This is a genomic window from Bradyrhizobium sp. LMG 9283 (assembly GCF_045571415.1).
Taxonomy (GTDB): domain Bacteria; phylum Pseudomonadota; class Alphaproteobacteria; order Rhizobiales; family Xanthobacteraceae; genus Bradyrhizobium.
This window is the reverse complement of the sequence record NZ_CP120691.1, coordinates 3886871-3903231: the sequence shown is the minus strand read 5'-3', so window position 1 is coordinate 3903231 and position 16361 is coordinate 3886871. Positions and strand designations below refer to the sequence as shown.

The following is a 16361-nucleotide window of genomic DNA, read 5'->3' as shown; positions in this document are numbered from 1 at the left end:
CTCGAGATGAGCACCTCCCTCTTCGATCTCTCCGGCCGCACTGCGCTCGTGACCGGCTCCTCCCGCGGCCTCGGCCGAGCCATCGCCGAGGGCATGGCCAAGGCCGGCGCCAGGATCATCGTCAACGGAGTCGATGCCAAGCGCGTCGAGCAGGCCGTCGCCGAGTTCCGTGCCGCCGGGCATCAGGCCGAGGGCGCCGCGTTCAACGTCACCGACGAGCCCGCGATCGTCGCTGTGTTCAACGACTTCGACAAGAAGGGCATCGCGGTCGACATCGTCGTCAACAATGCCGGCATCCAGCACCGCAAGCCGCTGGTGGAATTCACCACCGACGAATGGCGCAAGGTGATCGAGACCAACCTCACCAGCGCGTTCGTGATCGGCCGCGAGGCGGCCAAGCGCATGATCCCCCGCAAGCACGGCAAGATCATCAATATCGGCTCGCTCGGCAGCGAGCTCGCGCGTCCCACCATCGCGCCTTACACCGCCGCCAAGGGCGGCATCAAGAACCTGACCCGCTCGATGGCGGTGGAATGGGCGCAGCACGGCATCCAGGCCAACGCGATCGGCCCCGGCTACATGCTGACCGACATGAACGAGGCGCTAGTCAACAACACCGACTTCAACAACTGGCTGATGGGCCGCATCCCCTCCAAGCGCTGGGGCAAACCGGATGAACTCGTCGGTGCCGCGATCTTCCTCGCCTCGGATGCGTCCACCTACGTCAACGGCCAGATCATCTACGTCGATGGCGGCATGATCGCCGCGATGTGATCCGCGAAAGGGAACGAGCTATGCGCGCCGTCGTCATTCACGCCCCGAAGGACCTGCGGATTGATGCTTACCCCGATCCCGCGCCCGGCCCGGGTGAGGTCCGCGTCAAGATCGCCAATGGTGGCATCTGCGGCTCGGACCTGCACTATTACCATCACGGCGGCTTCGGCGTGGTGCGCATCCGGCAGCCGATGGCGCTGGGGCATGAGATCGCCGGCGTAGTCGCTGATGTCGGTGACGGCGTCACCAGCGTCAAGCCGGGCACGCGCGTTGCGGTCAATCCGAGCAAGCCGTGCGGGGCGTGCCTGCATTGCCAGGAAGGCATGCGCAACCAGTGCCTCGACATGCGCTTTCTCGGCAGCGCGATGCGCTTTCCTCATGTGCAGGGGGGCTTTCGCGAATTCATCACGATCGATGCGACGCAGGCCGTTCCCATCGCCGACACGTTGTCATTAGCTGAGGCCGCGGTCGCCGAACCGCTCGCGGTGTGTCTGCATGCCGGCAAGCAGGCCGGTCCCCTGCTGGGCAAGCGCGTGCTGATCACCGGCTGCGGCCCGATCGGCGCGCTGATGATCCTGGTCTCGCGCTTCGGCGGCGCCGCCGAGATCGTGGTGACGGATGTGGCCGACGCGCCCCTCGCGGTCGCGAAAAAGCTCGGCGCCACGCATGCTATCAATGTCGCGACCAATGCCACCGCGCTCGACCCCTGGCGCGCCGGCAAAGGCGTGTTCGACACGCTGTTCGAAGCTTCGGGCAACCAGGCTGCACTGCGCACCGCACTCGACGTGCTCAGGCCCGGCGCGACGCTGGTGCAGCTCGGCCTCGGCGGCGAGATGACGCTGCCGATCAACTCGATCGTCGCAAAAGAACTGCAGCTCCGCGGCACCTTCCGCTTCGACCCCGAGTTCGAGCTCGCGGTGCGGCTGATGGGCGAAGGCCTGATCGACGTCAAGCCGCTGATCACGGCGACCATGCCGTTCGAGAACGCGGTCGCAGCGTTCGAGCTCGCCAGCGACCGCTCGCAATCGATGAAGGTGCAGCTTACTTTCTAGCCCTATCGGTGGCTTGCTGGGTCTCAATCAGCCGGTCCGTGACCAATCGCACCGCCCCGCGATTCCAGGAATAGTCCGCGCCCATGCGCAGGCCGCTGTCGCCGCGCGCCAGCACCGCGCCGGTCCTGGCATCGCGCACCTGGAAGCCGAGCGTGTATTCGGTGCGGCTGACCCGGCGCACCACGCCGATCAGTGACTGGTCTGCACCGAGCTTCTGCGCAATTGAGGCCTCGCAGCCGCCGCAATCCCGCAAAGTGCCCGCCTTCCCCGCCTCTCCGCCGACATCGACGATCCGGTAGCGGCCGGATTGGCCGAGCGCCTCACGCACACCGCCGGTGACCTCGGCCAGGTATGAGGCATCCGAAGCGGCTGACGCGCCCGCCGAGGCGGCGGTCATGTCCTCGAGCTCGAAATCGAACACGGCAAGCGCGACCGGCGCTTGTGTGCCGAGCGCAGCCATGACCTCGCGGGACACGAAGATTTCGGCGCGCTCCCATGATTCATCATTGTCGCCGCGGAAGGAATACAGCTTGTCCAGCACGAGCTTCTTGGCGCTGACGTCGATCACGGCGACCTTGGCCCATTGCACCAGCGTGCTCGTCTTCTGGATGCCGCCGATCACCTTGAAAGTCGCTCCGTCCTGGGCGGACGGCACGAGCCGATAACGCCCACCCTCGCCGATGTCCCTTCGAAGCGCGGCCATGAACGCCGCCAGCCGCCGCTCGTGGGCGGCGGTCTGGTTGGTCGGCTCGGCCGATGTGTCAGTATAGCTGAAATCGTCCATGGCAACGCCGATGGCGGGCTCGGCAGCGACCGGTGAATGAGAGAGGACGAAGAGGAAAAGAGTAGAGAAGATCAGCCGGAAACGGTGCATCAACGGACCTCATGGGATGGAACGGCCTGCAAATCTGGACGGGCAGCCGGAGGTGATGCAGCCGTGACCGTCCCGACGAATGCCGGGAAAATTTCACGACATTGCACCGCGACAAGGCGGGAACGCTTCCCGCCGCTGGCGTTCTGCCTTTTAATGAGGGCGCGACAAACCCGTTCACAGCAGGTGCACGCCGATGTGGAATCGCCCGAGATTCGATCTCAAGGTCCGTCTGACGTTGCGCGTGGCCGCCGTATCGGCCGCCTGTTTCGCCGCGATCTCCGCCTATTTCCTCGTCACGGCCGACAGCGCGGCGCATGCGCGCATCGACGGTATCGCCGCCATCGTGGCGAAGACACTGGAGCTGCAACAGGGCAAGATCCAATGGGTGGCGAGCCCGCGCTCGGACTTCCCGAACCTCGACCCGGTGTCGGCCCATGTGATGACGCCGGGCCTGTGTCTTGGCTTCCGTAGCGCGAGCGGCGACATGCTGCAGCGCTTCTGCAGTGGCGCGCCCGCCCCGGCGAACCCGCCGCCGCAAGCCTTCGCCGCCTTCTATCGCAGCCTGTTTGACCCCGGCCGCGAGGCGGCACGGCCCGTGATCGTGCGCGGAACCAAGCTCGGCGAGACCGTGGTCTCGGTCGATCCGGCCGTGCAGACGGCGGAGGCTTGGCACGAGGCCGGCCGCCTGATGCTCGCGCTTGCGATCGCGCTGCCGCTGCTTTGCGCGCTGATTTATGCCGCGCTGGCCCGCGCCCTGCGCCCCACCCGCATGATCGGCAACGGCCTCGAGCGCATCGCCGCCGGTGACCTCACGACGCGGCTGCCGCCGTTCGATCTCGCCGAGCTCTCCGCCATACGCGACGTCTTCAACCACCTCGCCGAAAGCCTCGACACCGCGCTTGCGGAACGCAACGAGCTGACGCGGAAGCTGATCGCGCTCCAGGACGAGGAGCGCCGCCATCTCGCGCGCGAGCTGCACGACGAGTTCGGCCAGTCGCTCGCTGCGATCCGCGCGCTGGCCGCGTCCGCCCGCCAGACTGCCGCGCAGGACTGTCCCGGCTTGCTGGGCGAATGCGACAGCATTGCCCGGACCGCGACCGGCATGATGGAGACGCTGCGCGGTGCGTTGTTCCGGTTGCGGCCGCCCGATGTTGACGAGCTCGGCCTGGTTGCCAGCCTCGAAGGCCTGGTGTCGGGGTGGAACGGCCGCAGCCGCGGCCAGACCCGCTTCGATATCCGGTTCGACGGTGCCTTCGAGAGCGTGCCCGCTTCCGTCAGCGCCAACCTCTACCGCATCGTGCAGGAGGCGCTCACCAATGCGGCCAAGCACGCCGGCGCAAAGAAGGTCAGCCTGCATCTGACGATGACCGAAGGTGAGATAGCGCTCGCGGTCGAGGACGACGGCCGGCCCAACGAAGCCGCCGTCAAGTCCGGCATGGGCCTGCTCGGCATGCGCGAGCGCGTCGCCGCACTTCGCGGCCGGCTGAGCTTTGAGACCGGCCCTAACGGCTCGGCGCTGCGCGTGTTCATTCCGCTTGCGGCCGCCGATCGGCAGGCGCTGGAGCACGCGGCATGAGCGCGACTGACGCGACCATCCTGCTGGTCGACGACCATTCCGTCGTCCGCGAGGGCTATCGCTCCGTGCTGCAGAAGCAGCCGGGATTGCGCGTCGTCGCCGAGGCCGCCGACGGTGCGGAGGCCTATCGCCTGTACAAATCCGAGGCGCCCGACCTCGTCATCATGGACCTGAGCATGCCCGGCATCGGCGGCATCGAGGCCGTCAGGCGGATCAGGCAGTGGGACAAGGCGGCACGAATCCTCGTCTTCACCATGCACGAGAATGCCGGCTTTGCCGTGCAGGCGATCCGCGCCGGTGCAAGGGGTTACGTCACCAAGACCAGTCCGCCCGAGACGCTGGTGCGCGCGGTGAAGGACGTGCTCGCCGGCAAGATCGCCATCAGCCCCGACATCGACCACGAGCTCGCGCTCAGCCGCATCAGCGGCGAGAGCTCGGCCGCCGACGTGCTGACGCCGCGCGAATTCGAGGTGCTGCGGCTGCTGCTCGCCGAGAACACGACGGAGGAGATCGCCGAGACGCTGCACGTCAGCCCGAAGACGGTGGCGAACCTGCATTCCCTGATCAAGGACAAGCTCGGCGTCGGCTCCGACATCGAGCTGGTCCGGCTGGCGCTGCGCCAGGGATTGTTGACGCAGGTCGATCTCGGCGAAGCGTGATCGGTCAGGCGAGATAACGCGCCAGATACCCTTCCATCGCGTAGAGTGCGCAGAGCGCGAGGCTCGACCAGACGGCGGCGCTGAAATACAGGAACATCCAGGTCAGCTCGCCCTTCCAATGCGCGACGTCGTGGGTCACCACCCAGCGCGTCGCGACGTCATGCAGGCCTTCGAGAACGCCGAGGAACTTGTTGCCCTCGGCGTGCCCCGCCCGCCAGCGGCTGAGATACATCGGCACGTCGACGGTGACGAGGAAGGCGAGGAAGCAGGCGATGCCGACGATGCCTGACATCAGCGCCCAGCGCACCACGCCCTGGAATTCCGGCATCAGGCGGCACAGCGCGATGCCGGCGAGGAAGAAGGTCACCGCCCACAGCGAATTCTCGATCGCGTTGTAGAGATAATTGGTTGTGACCACCGCGTACCAAGAGAAGCACTCGGCGACGATGATGATCGGTACGATCACCCACGCGACGTTCACCGCCGTCTCGGCGCCGGTCATGGTGCCGAGCTGATGCAGGATGATCGCCCATTGCGCGGCGAAGCAGACTTCGGCCACGGTCGCAACCGAGCGTCCGACGAAGACGCTGGAAAGCCACGTGTCGAACAGGCAGATGCGCTGCACGTCGGCGCGCGGCAGCACCGAACGGAAGGCGCAGCCGAACACGTAGCCGGCGCACAGCAGGAACATCAGCCCGATATCCGAGCCGCCACTGAGGCTGCCCGAAGGCGTCGGGTAGAACTCGCGATAGAGCATGAACCAGACGAGAATATTGGCGCTGCTCACAAGGGTGAGAGATCCCCACCACCACGCGAGGGGATTTGACCGCGCCTGCCAATGCAACATGAGCCGCTCCGCAAAATTTATCGATCTGACATGTCATCGTAATAATCCTGTCACAAGATGACATGCAACCACGACAAGAATCCGTGTGGTCGGATCGCCAAGCGCGTCCTCCAGCGGAATGGCGAGGTGCCAGCTGTGTCCATATCGGACAATTTTTTCGCCCCCTACGAATTTATTGGACAAAGATGATCTGCTGGTCCGATAACCAGGAATGGCCTCGACAGATTCATCCAAATCGCGACATCCGCTCTCCTCCGCCGCAGCAGTGCTGGCGGAGAGCACCGACGACGCCGCTTTCGCCACGACGCTGGCAAAAGGGCTCGTCGTGCTCGAGGCCTTCAAGGCGGGGAGCACGCTGCTCGGCAACATGGAGCTGTCGACCATGACCGGCATCCCCCGGCCGACGGTGGCGCGGCTGACCCACACGCTGGCCGAGCTCGGCTACCTCCGCTACGACGCCGAGCGGGCGAAGTACCGCGTCGGCGCGCGGGCGCTGCGGATGGCGCATCCTCTGCTCGCCGGAATGCAATTCCGCCAAGTGGCGCGGCCTATGATGCAGGAGCTGGCGCACAGCGTCCGCGGCACGGTCTCGATCGGCCTGCTCGACGCCACCTCGATGATCTATGTCGAGACCGCGCGCTCCGGCGATGTCGGCCCGCACGTGCCCGACGTCGGCATGCCCATTCCCGTGGTGATGACTGCGATGGGACGCGCCGCGGCAGCAACCTTGCCGCCGGCCGATGCAGACCGGCTGGAACGGAGTATCGCCGCCGAAGACGCCGGGCTGTGGGCAGCGGTCCGCGACAAATACCGTGCCGGGATCGCGCAATGCAAAAGCCGCGGCTTCTGCACCTGCTGGGGCGAGTACATGGCCTCGATCCATGCCGTCGCCGCGCCGCTGTTTCATGCCAGCGAATCCAAGCAGTCGTTCTCGATCAATTGCGGCATCCCCGCCTTCCGGCTCCAGCCGGGGCAGCTGGAGAGCGAGATCGGCCCGCGCATCGCGGCACTCGCCGCCAGCATCCGCGCCATCGTCGGGCAGGCAGGCCCGGCGACCGAGACACGCAAGCAAAACAAGAAGCCCGCCAGGACATGAACATAAAAGCTGGCGCTCCGCGTCCGGGAGGCCATCATGACCATCACACGCCGAACCCTGCTGGGCATAATCGCGGGCGGCCTGGCGGCGAGCTCAGGTTTGGCGGCACATGCCGAGGACGCCTGGCCGTCGCGTATGGTGCGGCTGATCTCGCCTTACGGGCCCGGCGGCTCCAATGATATCTCGCTGCGCTTGCTCGCCGAAGAGTTCGGCCGCAGCCTGCGTCAGCAGTTCATCGTCGAGAACAAGCCCGGTGCCGGCACGCGCATCGCTAACGATATGGTCGCCCATGCGCCGGGCGACTGATCCGCGACGCCGGCCTCAAGGGCGAATAGCGAGTGGGAGGGACCGGACATGAAAAACAGTTTCGTCAAAAGCATCGCTCGCAGCGGATCTTGGTGACGACCACGCCGACCGACTACGCATCAACAAGCAGTTCCGACGGCATGCTCTGGCAGAAGCTTGGTGATATCGTGACCGACGAGGCCAAGGAGTGAGGCGGCGAAAGGCACGCTGATCGGCGCTCAACGCCTCTCGGCGCGGCGGCCGCCGCTGCGGATGTAGTCGTCGCGTTCGTCGACATGGCGCTGGTATTCGGAGATCGCGCGGTTGGCCATGCGGATACGGTTGGTCTGTCCTTCCTCGACCATCATGGTGATACGCTGCGCCAGGAACACGCAGGCCTCGAATTCGTCGCAGATGGTGCCCGTACGCACGAGAAAGTCCCAGGCGATCTCGTATGCCTGCTCCGCGGCGGGATTGCGGTAGTCGCTGAAGATGATGTGCGTCATCATCGGCAAAGCCGGAGGACCACGATCGTTCCTATCGGGCTCCGGGGCCGGTGTTCCGATTCTCCGACTGGGCGATCTGACGACATTGCCGCGCCTTCACATCGGCGAGCGCAGGAACGGTTGGCGACGCGCGTGATTGGTCCGTCCTGAACCTCACGGAGAAACGACATGCGCAGGACGATTCTGACAATCTTCACAGCCGCGATACCTCCAGCCGTCCGGGCATGCGCAATGAGATGACTCCGCCGTCTAGCGGCAACGTCCCTCGGCGCTAGCCGGACTATCGATCAGGCTGGATCGAACGTCGATCACGGCCAAGTGCCGCGCGTGAGCGTGAATGCGGCCCCGGAGAATCCTCTCCGTCGGAGCCGCATCCCCTTTTTCAAGCTGCTGAAGGATGAATCTAGAGCGCGTTCAGGGTGGTCATCCATGTTCGGGGATGATGCGAAGCATCGATCCCCCGAACGATCAGCCCGTCTCATCACTTCATCCGCGCCACATAGGCCGCCAGCTTGTCCAGCGTCTGGTAGCCATATTCGACGGCACCGAAGCCGATCATGCCGTCGCGCTGCTCGGTGCTCGAGGCCAGCTGGCGCATCATCAGCACGGTCTTGCCGTTGCTCTGCTCGGCAAAGGTGACGGTGAAGCGGAACATGCCGGGATCGTCATCCTGGTCGCGGCCATGATCCATCTCCATCAGCGACGGCCGCTCGATACGACGGAAGCGCATCCGGTTCGGATAGACCGTGCCGTCGGGACCGATCATGTTGAAGCGCCAGACGCCGCCGACGCGCACGTCGATCTCGAAGGTCTCGATCTTGAATCCTTTCGGACCGAACCATTGCGGCAGATGCTTCGGGTCCGACCACGCCTCGAACACCAGATCGCGCGGCGCGTCGATCACGCGCGACATCACGATCTCGCGGTCGAGCGACCATTGCGACAGAGCGGGATTGGAAGAACTCGTCATCACTCAAAACCTTTCCGTTTGGTTGTTCGGGACGGCCGCTTGGCGCCCGCCCTCTCTTTCTTGAGCTTCATCACATAGGCCTCGAACCGGTCGAGCCGCACCTCCCAGACCGCGCGCTGCTGCTGGAACCAATACTCCGCGCCGACAAGCGCATCCGGGCTGAGACGACAGGTGCGCACGCGGCCGGATTTCTCCGACAAGACAAGCCCGCTCGTCTCCAGCGCGTGGATGTGCTTCATGAAACTCGGCAGAGCCATGTCGAAGGGATCGGCAAGCTCGCCGACCGACGCCTCGCCTGCGCACAGCCGCATCACGATCGCCCGCCGGGTGGGGTCGGCGAGCGCTGCGAAAATCTGGTCGAGGCGGGATAATTGGTTAGCCATGAAGCTAACTATAGACCGGGCTCGCGTTGTGTCAACAATTGTTAGCTCCTGAGCTAAGTAATTTAGTCCGCGCTGCGGAACCTACAACGCGCAATTGTGAATTGGGACGCGGCGCATTTCCCGTTAAAGACAGGCTTGGGGCGTATGGATCGTTCGTTGAGACACGTGCTGCCTATTGTCACTCAACCGTATCAACTCACTCGCCGGGCTCTCGCCCAGACTGCGCTCGTTCCATTTGCGATCGCGTTGGGCCGGTCGCACCGTGCCTTCGCGGATTCCGACTTGATCGCGCAGATGCGCGATATCGTCGCGAACGAGCTGGCGCCGACCGCAACGTCGGACCATGCTGGCGGGCTCGCCGCCGCCCTCTATGCCGGCCGCCACGTCGAGTTCTTCACCTATGGTTTTGCCGATGATGCCGCCAAACGACCGGTGACGCCGGATACGCTGTTCAATCTCGCCTCATTGCGAAAGCCGTTCGAGGCGACACTCGTGGCGCTCGGCACGCTGCGCGGCGAACTGCGGCTCGACGATCGCCTGCCGAAATACCTTCCCGAGCTGACTGGCGAGTACATCCGCCGCGTCACTGTCGGCGAGCTCGTCACGCACACCTCGGGGCTGCTGCTGCCGACCGACCATCCGCCATGGCCGAACGAGCAGTACAATCGCGAGCAATTCATCGGGATGCTGAACGCATTCGCGCCGGCCCCCGGCGTCGCACCCGGCCGGCAGCGCATCTACACCCATGCCGGTTACGTGCTGCTTCAGCTCGTGCTCGAGCGCCGCTATGGCATGCCGATCGCGCCCCTGTTCGAACAGCGTATCCTCGGGCCGCTCGGCATGACCGCGACCTGCGTCCCCGAGCGCGGCGAGGACAATCGCGCCATCATGGACGCAGCCTGGATGCAGCGCGCGGTCCAGGGCTATTCGGATCAGGGCATGGCGATCGGCCCGATCGGCGACCAGCAGAGCTATTTCGACTTCCCCAGCACCGGGCAGATGTTCTCCTCGGCGCGTGACCTCGCGACCTTCGTAGCGGCCTGCCTCGATAGCCACTCGGTCGATCCGCATCTGCGCGAAGCACTGCGGCTGACGCAGCGTGATGCCTTCCGCGTCGACGACAGGTTCGGGCAAGGCATGGCCTGGGAGACGGTTCGCCTGCCCGGCATCATCGTCGTCGACAAGCCTGGCGGCCTCAACAATGCCTCCGGCTATATCGGTCTCGTGCCGGCGCGGCGGATCGGCATCGTCCTGCTCGCCAATCGCGGCGAATATCCGCATGAGATCGCGCGCTACAAGATCCTGCCCGCGCTGGCGCAGCTGATCGCGCCGCGCGGCGGCTGAACTTCAAAACAGAAAGCCCCGGCCGAGCCGGGGCTTTCCACGCCAGATCCGGAACGGGATGAAGCTCAGTACCTGGCGACGACGGGTCCGCCGAACTTGTAGTTCACGCCGACGCGCACAATGTCCGACTTGATGTCCACTGAGTGGGTGTAGACGTTGCTCGGGAATGCGATGGCCCCCGCGAAGGCCGCAAGGTTCGTGCTGGTCGTGCTGGCGCGGCCGAGATCGACATGGAGATATTCGGCCTTGAGCGACCAGCCGCCACCGAACGCATATTCGGTGCCGACGCCCGCGGTCCAGCCGACGCGCGTATCACGGATCGCCGCCGATTCCGTCGCGGCTGCGAAAGTATCCGTGAAGTTGAAATTGCCCTTCACCTCGGCGATGGCCGCGCCGCCCGTGGCGTAAAGCAGCCAGGTCGGAGCCGCGAGGAAACCGATGCGACCGCGGATGGTGGCGAGCCAGTCCGCCGAGACCTGCGACGAAACCGTGAAGCCGGACGGCGCACAGCAGGGATAGAGCGCAGAGCCGCTCGCGCTTCCCTTGAAGCCGAAATAGTTGATGTCGCCCTCGAGGCCGAGCACGGCGTGGTTGACCTGCCAGTTGTAACCAGCGGTGAAGCCGCCGGTCACGCTGGAGCTGTTGACGCTCTGGGCGCCGACCGTGTTGATGGCCGGCACGCTGCTGGCGGCGAAATAGCCGGTCGGCGAGAACACCGTCGAGGTGGTCGGATCGGCGCTGCCCCACTGCCCGCCGACGTTGCCGCCGACATAGAAGCCCGTCCAGTCATAGCCCGGCGCCATCACCGGCGCCTTGGTGTAACGTGCCGCGAGATCGGCCGCCTGCGCGGAGGCGGCGCCGAGCACAAGCGATGCGACAGCCAGCAAAATCTTCTTCATTCTAGTCTCCTTGCCCCACGCGACAAACTCGCGTTTCGAATGCGCGCGGGCGAAAGCATCCGGCGCAGATTGGGCATAGACCGCGGGCCCTGAAACGTCTTGGACTGCGGCGAAGTTCATAGGGACTGCGCCGCAGTGTGCGCCCCACGTCGTGCAAACGAATGACGAGTGTGGCCCACGAGCCACGCATCATGCTGCACCGGCGGCGCGCAACGCAGGCCTGCGTCGCATCACGACAAGGCCGCGCCAATGCGATTCGAATTTGAGTATGTCAGACCGAGCGCGTCAGCCCGCCGTCAACGCGGATGTTCTGGCCGGTGATGTAGGCCGCGCCGTCGGACGCCAGGAACGAGATCGTCGCCGCGATCTCCTCGACCTTGCCGTAGCGCTTCATCGGCACGCTGTCGCGGCGCGCGTCCTGCTGCGGCAGGCTGTCGATCCAGCCTGGCAGGACGTTGTTCATGCGAATATTGTCCGCGGCGTAAGTGTCCGTGAAGATCTTGGTGAAGGCGGCAAGACCGGCGCGGAACACCGCTGAGGTCGGAAACATCGCGCTCGGCTCGAAGGCCCACGCCGTCGAGATGTTGATGATGGCGCCGCCCTTCTGCGCCTGCATCAGCGGCGTCACCAGCCGGGTCGGACGGATCACGTTGAGCAGATACGTGTCGAGACCGGTGTGCCACTGCTCGTCGGTGATCTCGGTGATGGGCGCACGCGGCCCGTGCCCGGCGCTGTTGACGAGCACGTCGATCCGTCCCCACTTCGCCATGGCAGCGTCGACGAGGCGCTTCAGATCGTCGTTCGACTGGTTCGAGCCGGTGACGCCGATGCCGCCGAGCTCGGCAGCCAATGCCTCGCCCTTGCCCGAGGACGACAGAATCGCGACGCGAAACCCGTCCGCTGCCAGCCGCCGCGCAGCTCCCGCCCCCATGCCGCTGCCACCGGCGATAACGAGAGCAACCTTCTCTGCTGCCATGACCAACCATCCCCGTGTTGAGGCGAGCCGCAGGCTCGGCCTATCATGAGGCCTTCTACCGCCGGACTTGCCGCCAGGTCCACCGCCGAGAGCGTTCGTCATGAGCGATTTGCAGATCCGCAGTTTGCGTCCCGAGGAGATCACCGTCGCCATCGACTGGGCCGCGGCAGAGGGCTGGAATCCGGGCCTTGCCGACGCCACCTGCTTCGCGATCCCCGATGCGCAGGGCTTCTTCGTCGGCGAGATCGACGGCGAGCCGGTCGCGACCGTCTCCTGTGTCAATTATGACGACCGCTTCGCCTTCCTCGGCTTCTACATCGTGCGCCAGCCCTTTCGCGGTGCGGGCCATGGCCTGCGCATCTGGAATGCGGCGATCGCGCATGCGGGTACTCGCGTCATCGGGCTCGATGGTGTCGTGGCGCAGCAGGACAACTACAAAAAATCCGGCTTCCAGCTGGCTTACGCCAATATCCGCTATGGCGGCGTCGTGACCGCGCCACCGAAATCGTCTGCCGAGGTTGTCGCCCTCGACAATATCCCGTTTGCAATTGTTGAAGCCGATGACGCCACCGTCTTCCCGGCCAGGCGCAGCGCCTTCCTGCGCGCTTGGATCAACACACCCGGTCGCGTCGGCCGCGCATTGCTGCGCGACAGCGGACTCGCCGCGTGGGGCGTGATCCGTCCGTGCCGGACGGGCTACAAGATCGGCCCGCTCGTCGCAGACGATCGCGCGGCCGCGGAGCAGGTCATGCAGACATTGCTCGGAAGCGCGAGCCGCGGCGAGGTCTTCCTCGATGTCCCCGCCGTCAATCCTGGCGCAATTGCGCTCGCCGAGCAGTTCGGCCTCAAGCCGGTGTTCGAGACGGCGCGGATGTACACGGGGCCGATCCCGCCGCTGCGCATCGACCGCATCTTCGGCGTCACCAGCTTCGAGCTGGGCTAGCTGAGCGGGACCCGCCGCTCAGTAGCAGCGCATGATGTTGACGGTGTGCTCGCTGCCGCCGCGGCCGGGCACCGTCACCTGCTCCGTCGGGCAGCTCGGTACATAGGGCCGGTCGGACGGCACGACGTTCGGCGGATAGCGATGCGTCCAGTCCCAGGGAACATCGTAGGTGTAGGTGTAACGCACGTCGGTGGAGAGCGGCTGGCCGGCATCGACGAAGGGCTGGCTGTAAGCAGCGCCGTCGTAGAAGAATCCGCCGCCACCCGGCCAATAGACCCAGGGCGCGCTGCGGCGGTGGAGCCGGACGCCCGCCCCGAGCGGCGGACGTGTTGCAGCCGGCGGCGCGGCGGCGGTCACGACGCCGGATGCCGCGGCGCCAGCGGGTCTGGCAAAACTGTCACTGGAGCTAAGGAGCAGCGCGGCTGCGCTGAGCGAGGCGAACAACGCCCCATGTGATCTGACAATCATGATACGCACCACACTCGTTTGGCTTTGCGATAGCGGCTCCCCGCGAGAGGCTAGGCCGGGCTGTCGGCCACCCGCAAACGTATAATTAATTATTGGTTAAGGCACGGGGTTGACCGGGATCTGGGTGCGGCAGAAAGCCCGGAATTCGCGTCTCCTTTCAGCCACTTCGTTCCGCGGCACACGCTTCATATCCAGTTGATCGGAGTTGATCGCTCACCGGCCCATACGCCCGGAACGCTCCCGCATTGCAACCGTTGGCCCCCAAACACTAGCAAGGAGCATCTCCAATGCAGAACAAGTCAAAACTACTCTGCCTGATCGCGGCATCGCTCGTCGCAGGCACCGCGGCTGCCTCGGCGCAGGGCTACGACTGGAACGGACCGCGCGTGGGCTGGGACCGCACGGGTCCTTACGAACCGGTTCAACCGCGCGCGTACTATCCTGACGTCGCGGGGCCCTACGGTGCGTTCAATGGCACCAACCATCCAACCCCGAGTTCGACGCAGGGCGATGTCGGCCCTGGCGGCAACAACAACGGCACGCTGACCGGCGGCTATCGCTGGTAAGATCGTTTGACTCGAGGCCCACCGTCCACAACGGATGGTGGGCTTTTGTGCGTCAGCGGCCCTGCTGCTTGCGCAGCGACCGCACCTGATCGAACATCCCGGCCACAATCCCTCGCGTTGCCCGTCGAGACTGAGCAAGAATTACTGGTTTTGGCGGAGTCAGGCCGGTGTGGGCGACCGATTGCGATCGGAGGCGGGTGATTGATCCAGAAGGCCTCTGGAGCAAGCTGGATGCCCTGCAGGAGGGCTGCGAGGGTGCCTCGGCCAGGAGCGAGCGTCTTTGCGAGGGCGGCCAGAAACACGTCTAAGCCAAGAATGTTGAGCACGCGGGTAAAGTTGTAGCAGAGCGCCATCAGGTTCCACTCACCGCGGACCTTATCGAAGCCGCGGACCAGGAAATGACGATAGCCGGCGCGGCATTTGAGCGTGCCAAACGGATGCTCGACGATGGCAAAACGACGGCGCATCAGCTCGCCTGCACCCTGCATCCGCGCGCGATGACGTTCAAGAACGCCTTCATGCTCCCAGCGACCGATCGTCCGGTAGGCCCGCGTTCGACGAGAGACACTGGACCTTGAGCGGGCAGGTCCTGCAGATCGCTCCGCGCGCCGCATAGCGGATCTCGATGCGGCCGCTGGTGTTCTTTTGCCTGCTCTTCATCGGATGTAGCGGTTGGCCGGCAGGACAACGGTAGGTGTCGGTTGCGCCATCATAGTTGAAGTCCTTGAGGGCAAAGCGGCCTTGCTTCTCGAGCCGGGCGTTGCCCTCCGGCACCGGCACATAGGGCGTGATGCCATCGTCTTCACAGGCCTTCAGTTCGCGACTGCTGTAATAGCCCTCATCTGCCAGCGCCTGCAGGGCCCCGACCTCGAGAGCCTCTTTTGCCGCCATGGCCATCGCATGTAGCTGGCCGACATCGCTGCTGTCGTTCACCACCTCGCTGGCGACAATGAGCTTGTGCTTGTCATCGACGGCGGTCTGCACATTGTAGCCTGCGACGCCCTGGCCGCTCTTGACCAGAAGCCGGGCATCCGGATCAGTCAGGGATAGCTGCGTCTCGCCATTCTCTTCCAGCCGAGCAAGGTCGCCTTGTGCGCGCAAGCGCTTCGCCAGCAGCGCCGCGATCTTCGCACCGATGTCGCCGCCACCTCCGCCGCCGCCATCGGGGCCATCCTTGCCCGGCTTCTTGGCTTCCGCGGCATCATTGTCCTCAAGGCACTTGCCGTAAGCCTCGATCTCTTGGTCCAGCTTGATGATCTGATCGGCAAGCCGTTTGCGCGTAAAGATGCTGGCCTTGCTGGCGTCGCCATGGAAGAACGAGCCGTCAATTGCAACAACGCTGCCGCCGACAAGACCAAGCTCGCGCATCAGCAGCACGAAGCTGCGGTTGGCTGCCTTCAGCGCCGCCCAGTTCTCTTTGCGGAAATTGCCGATCGTCCGATAACCCGGCTTCAGATTCCTCAGCAGCCAGATCAGTTCCAGATTGCGGCCGGCCTCCCGCTCCAACCGACGCGACGACCTGATTTGGTTGATGTAGCCGTAAAGGTAGAGCTTCAGCAGATCGGCTGGATCGTATGGCGGCTGGCCGACCTCTTCAGCCTTGCGATCCGCATGGCGAAAGCCGAGCTTGGCAAGGTCGAGGACACGAACGAAGCTCTCAATCGCCCGGACGGGGTTGTCCGGTCCGACATAGTCCTCAATCCGAGCAGGAAGCAGGCTGGCCTGGTCGCGGCTCTCGCCGGTCTTGAATGTGCGATTCGTCATGAACAGAATCGTACATCAACTCACCAAAATGCCGAGTTCTTGCTCAGTCTCGTCGGGCAAAACACCCAAGCGATGGGTCAATGCACTCGGCCAAAGATATTCCACTTTACCGAAATTCGGAATTGACGGATAGTGCGCGACAACCCGGCCCAAGGAAGAGGGGCGTATCGCGATCGTCACGACACGCGGGCCGGGCGGCGGTGGACGTGGCCACACCGGCGCGAGAAGCTTCGCAGGGCGGGCGACCGTGAGCGAAGACCTCGCGCCAACGACGGGTGCGGCTTGCGTACGGCAAAATCGTGTGGTCCTGGCGCCCGGGGTCTGTGCGCCAAGTGTTGCGGTGATGTGTGTTGCCCGACCGGGCAGCCGCATCAGCCAT

General features: G+C 64.9%; 18 protein-coding genes and 1 pseudogene. 9 read left to right on the top strand and 10 right to left on the bottom strand.

From position 1 onward, the window contains the following. The first annotated feature begins 6 nt into the window (after positions 1–6). Both P6U29_RS18335 and P6U29_RS18330 read left to right on the top strand, forming a co-directional pair. Positions 7–774 carry an SDR family oxidoreductase gene (locus P6U29_RS18335; protein WP_407118842.1) on the top strand — a complete coding sequence of 256 codons (768 nt, stop codon included), beginning with the start codon at positions 7–9 and terminating at the stop codon, positions 772–774. Between the two features lie 20 nt (positions 775–794). Further along, complete coding sequence (locus P6U29_RS18330) at positions 795–1826, top strand: L-idonate 5-dehydrogenase (protein ID WP_407118841.1); 1032 nt, start codon at positions 795–797, stop codon at positions 1824–1826. On the opposite strand, the gene P6U29_RS18325 is transcribed toward P6U29_RS18330, so the two are convergent. Continuing rightward, complete coding sequence (locus tag P6U29_RS18325) at positions 1816–2700, bottom strand: DUF2380 domain-containing protein (protein WP_407118840.1); 885 nt, start codon at positions 2698–2700, stop codon at positions 1816–1818. The two genes, P6U29_RS18330 and P6U29_RS18325, sit on opposite strands and share 11 nt — an antisense overlap. A gap of 193 nt (positions 2701–2893) precedes the next feature. Here P6U29_RS18325 and P6U29_RS18320 point away from each other — a divergent pair, with 193 nt between their 5' ends. Continuing rightward, the gene (locus P6U29_RS18320; RefSeq protein ID WP_407118839.1) at positions 2894–4276 is read left to right on the top strand and encodes a histidine kinase; all 1383 of its coding nucleotides are present in this window, start codon (positions 2894–2896) and stop codon (positions 4274–4276) included. Continuing rightward, complete coding sequence (locus P6U29_RS18315; protein WP_407118838.1) at positions 4273–4935, top strand: response regulator; 663 nt, start codon at positions 4273–4275, stop codon at positions 4933–4935. The genes P6U29_RS18320 and P6U29_RS18315 overlap by 4 nt, the downstream gene beginning before the upstream one ends. 4 nt (positions 4936–4939) lie before the next feature. On the opposite strand, the gene P6U29_RS18310 is transcribed toward P6U29_RS18315, so the two are convergent. Further along, positions 4940–5782, bottom strand: a complete 843-nt coding sequence (locus P6U29_RS18310; RefSeq protein WP_407118837.1) for a hypothetical protein — start codon at positions 5780–5782, stop codon at positions 4940–4942. A 211-nt stretch (positions 5783–5993) separates the two neighbouring features. Here P6U29_RS18310 and P6U29_RS18305 point away from each other — a divergent pair, with 211 nt between their 5' ends. Continuing rightward, positions 5994–6878, top strand: a complete 885-nt coding sequence (locus tag P6U29_RS18305) for an IclR family transcriptional regulator (RefSeq protein WP_407118836.1) — start codon at positions 5994–5996, stop codon at positions 6876–6878. Positions 6879–6914: 36 nt separating this feature from the next. After that, a pseudogene (locus P6U29_RS18300) lies at positions 6915–7181 on the top strand (Bug family tripartite tricarboxylate transporter substrate binding protein); the annotation flags it as partial. A 221-nt stretch (positions 7182–7402) separates the two neighbouring features. On the opposite strand, the gene P6U29_RS18295 reads toward P6U29_RS18300, so the two are convergent. The 3 genes from P6U29_RS18295 to P6U29_RS18285 form a co-directional block, all read right to left on the bottom strand. Then, positions 7403–7669, bottom strand: coding sequence for a hypothetical protein (locus tag P6U29_RS18295; protein WP_407119351.1), 267 nt, complete (start codon positions 7667–7669; stop codon positions 7403–7405). Positions 7670–8150: 481 nt separating this feature from the next. After that, entirely contained in the window at positions 8151–8639 is a 489-nt protein-coding gene (locus tag P6U29_RS18290) for an SRPBCC family protein (RefSeq protein WP_407118835.1), read from the bottom strand. Beyond that, positions 8639–9022, bottom strand: a complete 384-nt coding sequence (locus P6U29_RS18285) for an ArsR/SmtB family transcription factor (protein ID WP_407118834.1) — start codon at positions 9020–9022, stop codon at positions 8639–8641. The genes P6U29_RS18290 and P6U29_RS18285 overlap by 1 nt, the downstream gene beginning before the upstream one ends. A 282-nt stretch (positions 9023–9304) precedes the next feature. Here P6U29_RS18285 and P6U29_RS18280 point away from each other — a divergent pair, with 282 nt between their 5' ends. Beyond that, a complete protein-coding gene (locus P6U29_RS18280; protein WP_407118833.1) occupies positions 9305–10366 on the top strand; it encodes a serine hydrolase in 1062 nt (353 codons plus the stop codon). A gap of 65 nt (positions 10367–10431) precedes the next feature. Here P6U29_RS18280 and P6U29_RS18275 read toward each other — a convergent pair whose 3' ends face one another. Then, positions 10432–11265, bottom strand: coding sequence for an outer membrane protein (locus tag P6U29_RS18275; RefSeq protein WP_407118832.1), 834 nt, complete (start codon positions 11263–11265; stop codon positions 10432–10434). Between the two features lie 271 nt (positions 11266–11536). After that, a complete protein-coding gene (locus P6U29_RS18270) occupies positions 11537–12241 on the bottom strand; it encodes an SDR family oxidoreductase (RefSeq protein WP_407118831.1) in 705 nt (234 codons plus the stop codon). A 100-nt stretch (positions 12242–12341) separates the two neighbouring features. Between P6U29_RS18270 and P6U29_RS18265 the strand changes: the two genes are divergently transcribed. After that, positions 12342–13184 carry a GNAT family N-acetyltransferase gene (locus P6U29_RS18265; RefSeq protein ID WP_407118830.1) on the top strand — a complete coding sequence of 281 codons (843 nt, stop codon included), beginning with the start codon at positions 12342–12344 and terminating at the stop codon, positions 13182–13184. An 18-nt stretch (positions 13185–13202) separates the two neighbouring features. On the opposite strand, the gene P6U29_RS18260 is transcribed toward P6U29_RS18265, so the two are convergent. Further along, positions 13203–13652 (bottom strand): hypothetical protein, encoded by a 450-nt coding sequence (locus P6U29_RS18260; RefSeq protein ID WP_407118829.1) that lies wholly within the window; start codon positions 13650–13652, stop codon positions 13203–13205. 287 nt (positions 13653–13939) lie between these two features. On the opposite strand from P6U29_RS18260, the gene P6U29_RS18255 reads away from it, so the two are divergent. Next, positions 13940–14218 (top strand): hypothetical protein, encoded by a 279-nt coding sequence (locus tag P6U29_RS18255; protein WP_407118828.1) that lies wholly within the window; start codon positions 13940–13942, stop codon positions 14216–14218. On the opposite strand, the gene P6U29_RS18250 is transcribed toward P6U29_RS18255, so the two are convergent. Continuing rightward, on the bottom strand, positions 14206–14832 hold the full coding sequence (locus tag P6U29_RS18250) for a transposase (RefSeq protein WP_407118827.1): 627 nt from the start codon (positions 14830–14832) through the stop codon (positions 14206–14208). The two genes, P6U29_RS18255 and P6U29_RS18250, sit on opposite strands and share 13 nt — an antisense overlap. Further along, on the bottom strand, positions 14735–15982 hold the full coding sequence (locus tag P6U29_RS18245) for an IS1182 family transposase (RefSeq protein ID WP_407118826.1): 1248 nt from the start codon (positions 15980–15982) through the stop codon (positions 14735–14737). The genes P6U29_RS18250 and P6U29_RS18245 overlap by 98 nt, the downstream gene beginning before the upstream one ends. Between the last annotated feature and the right edge of the window lie 379 nt (positions 15983–16361).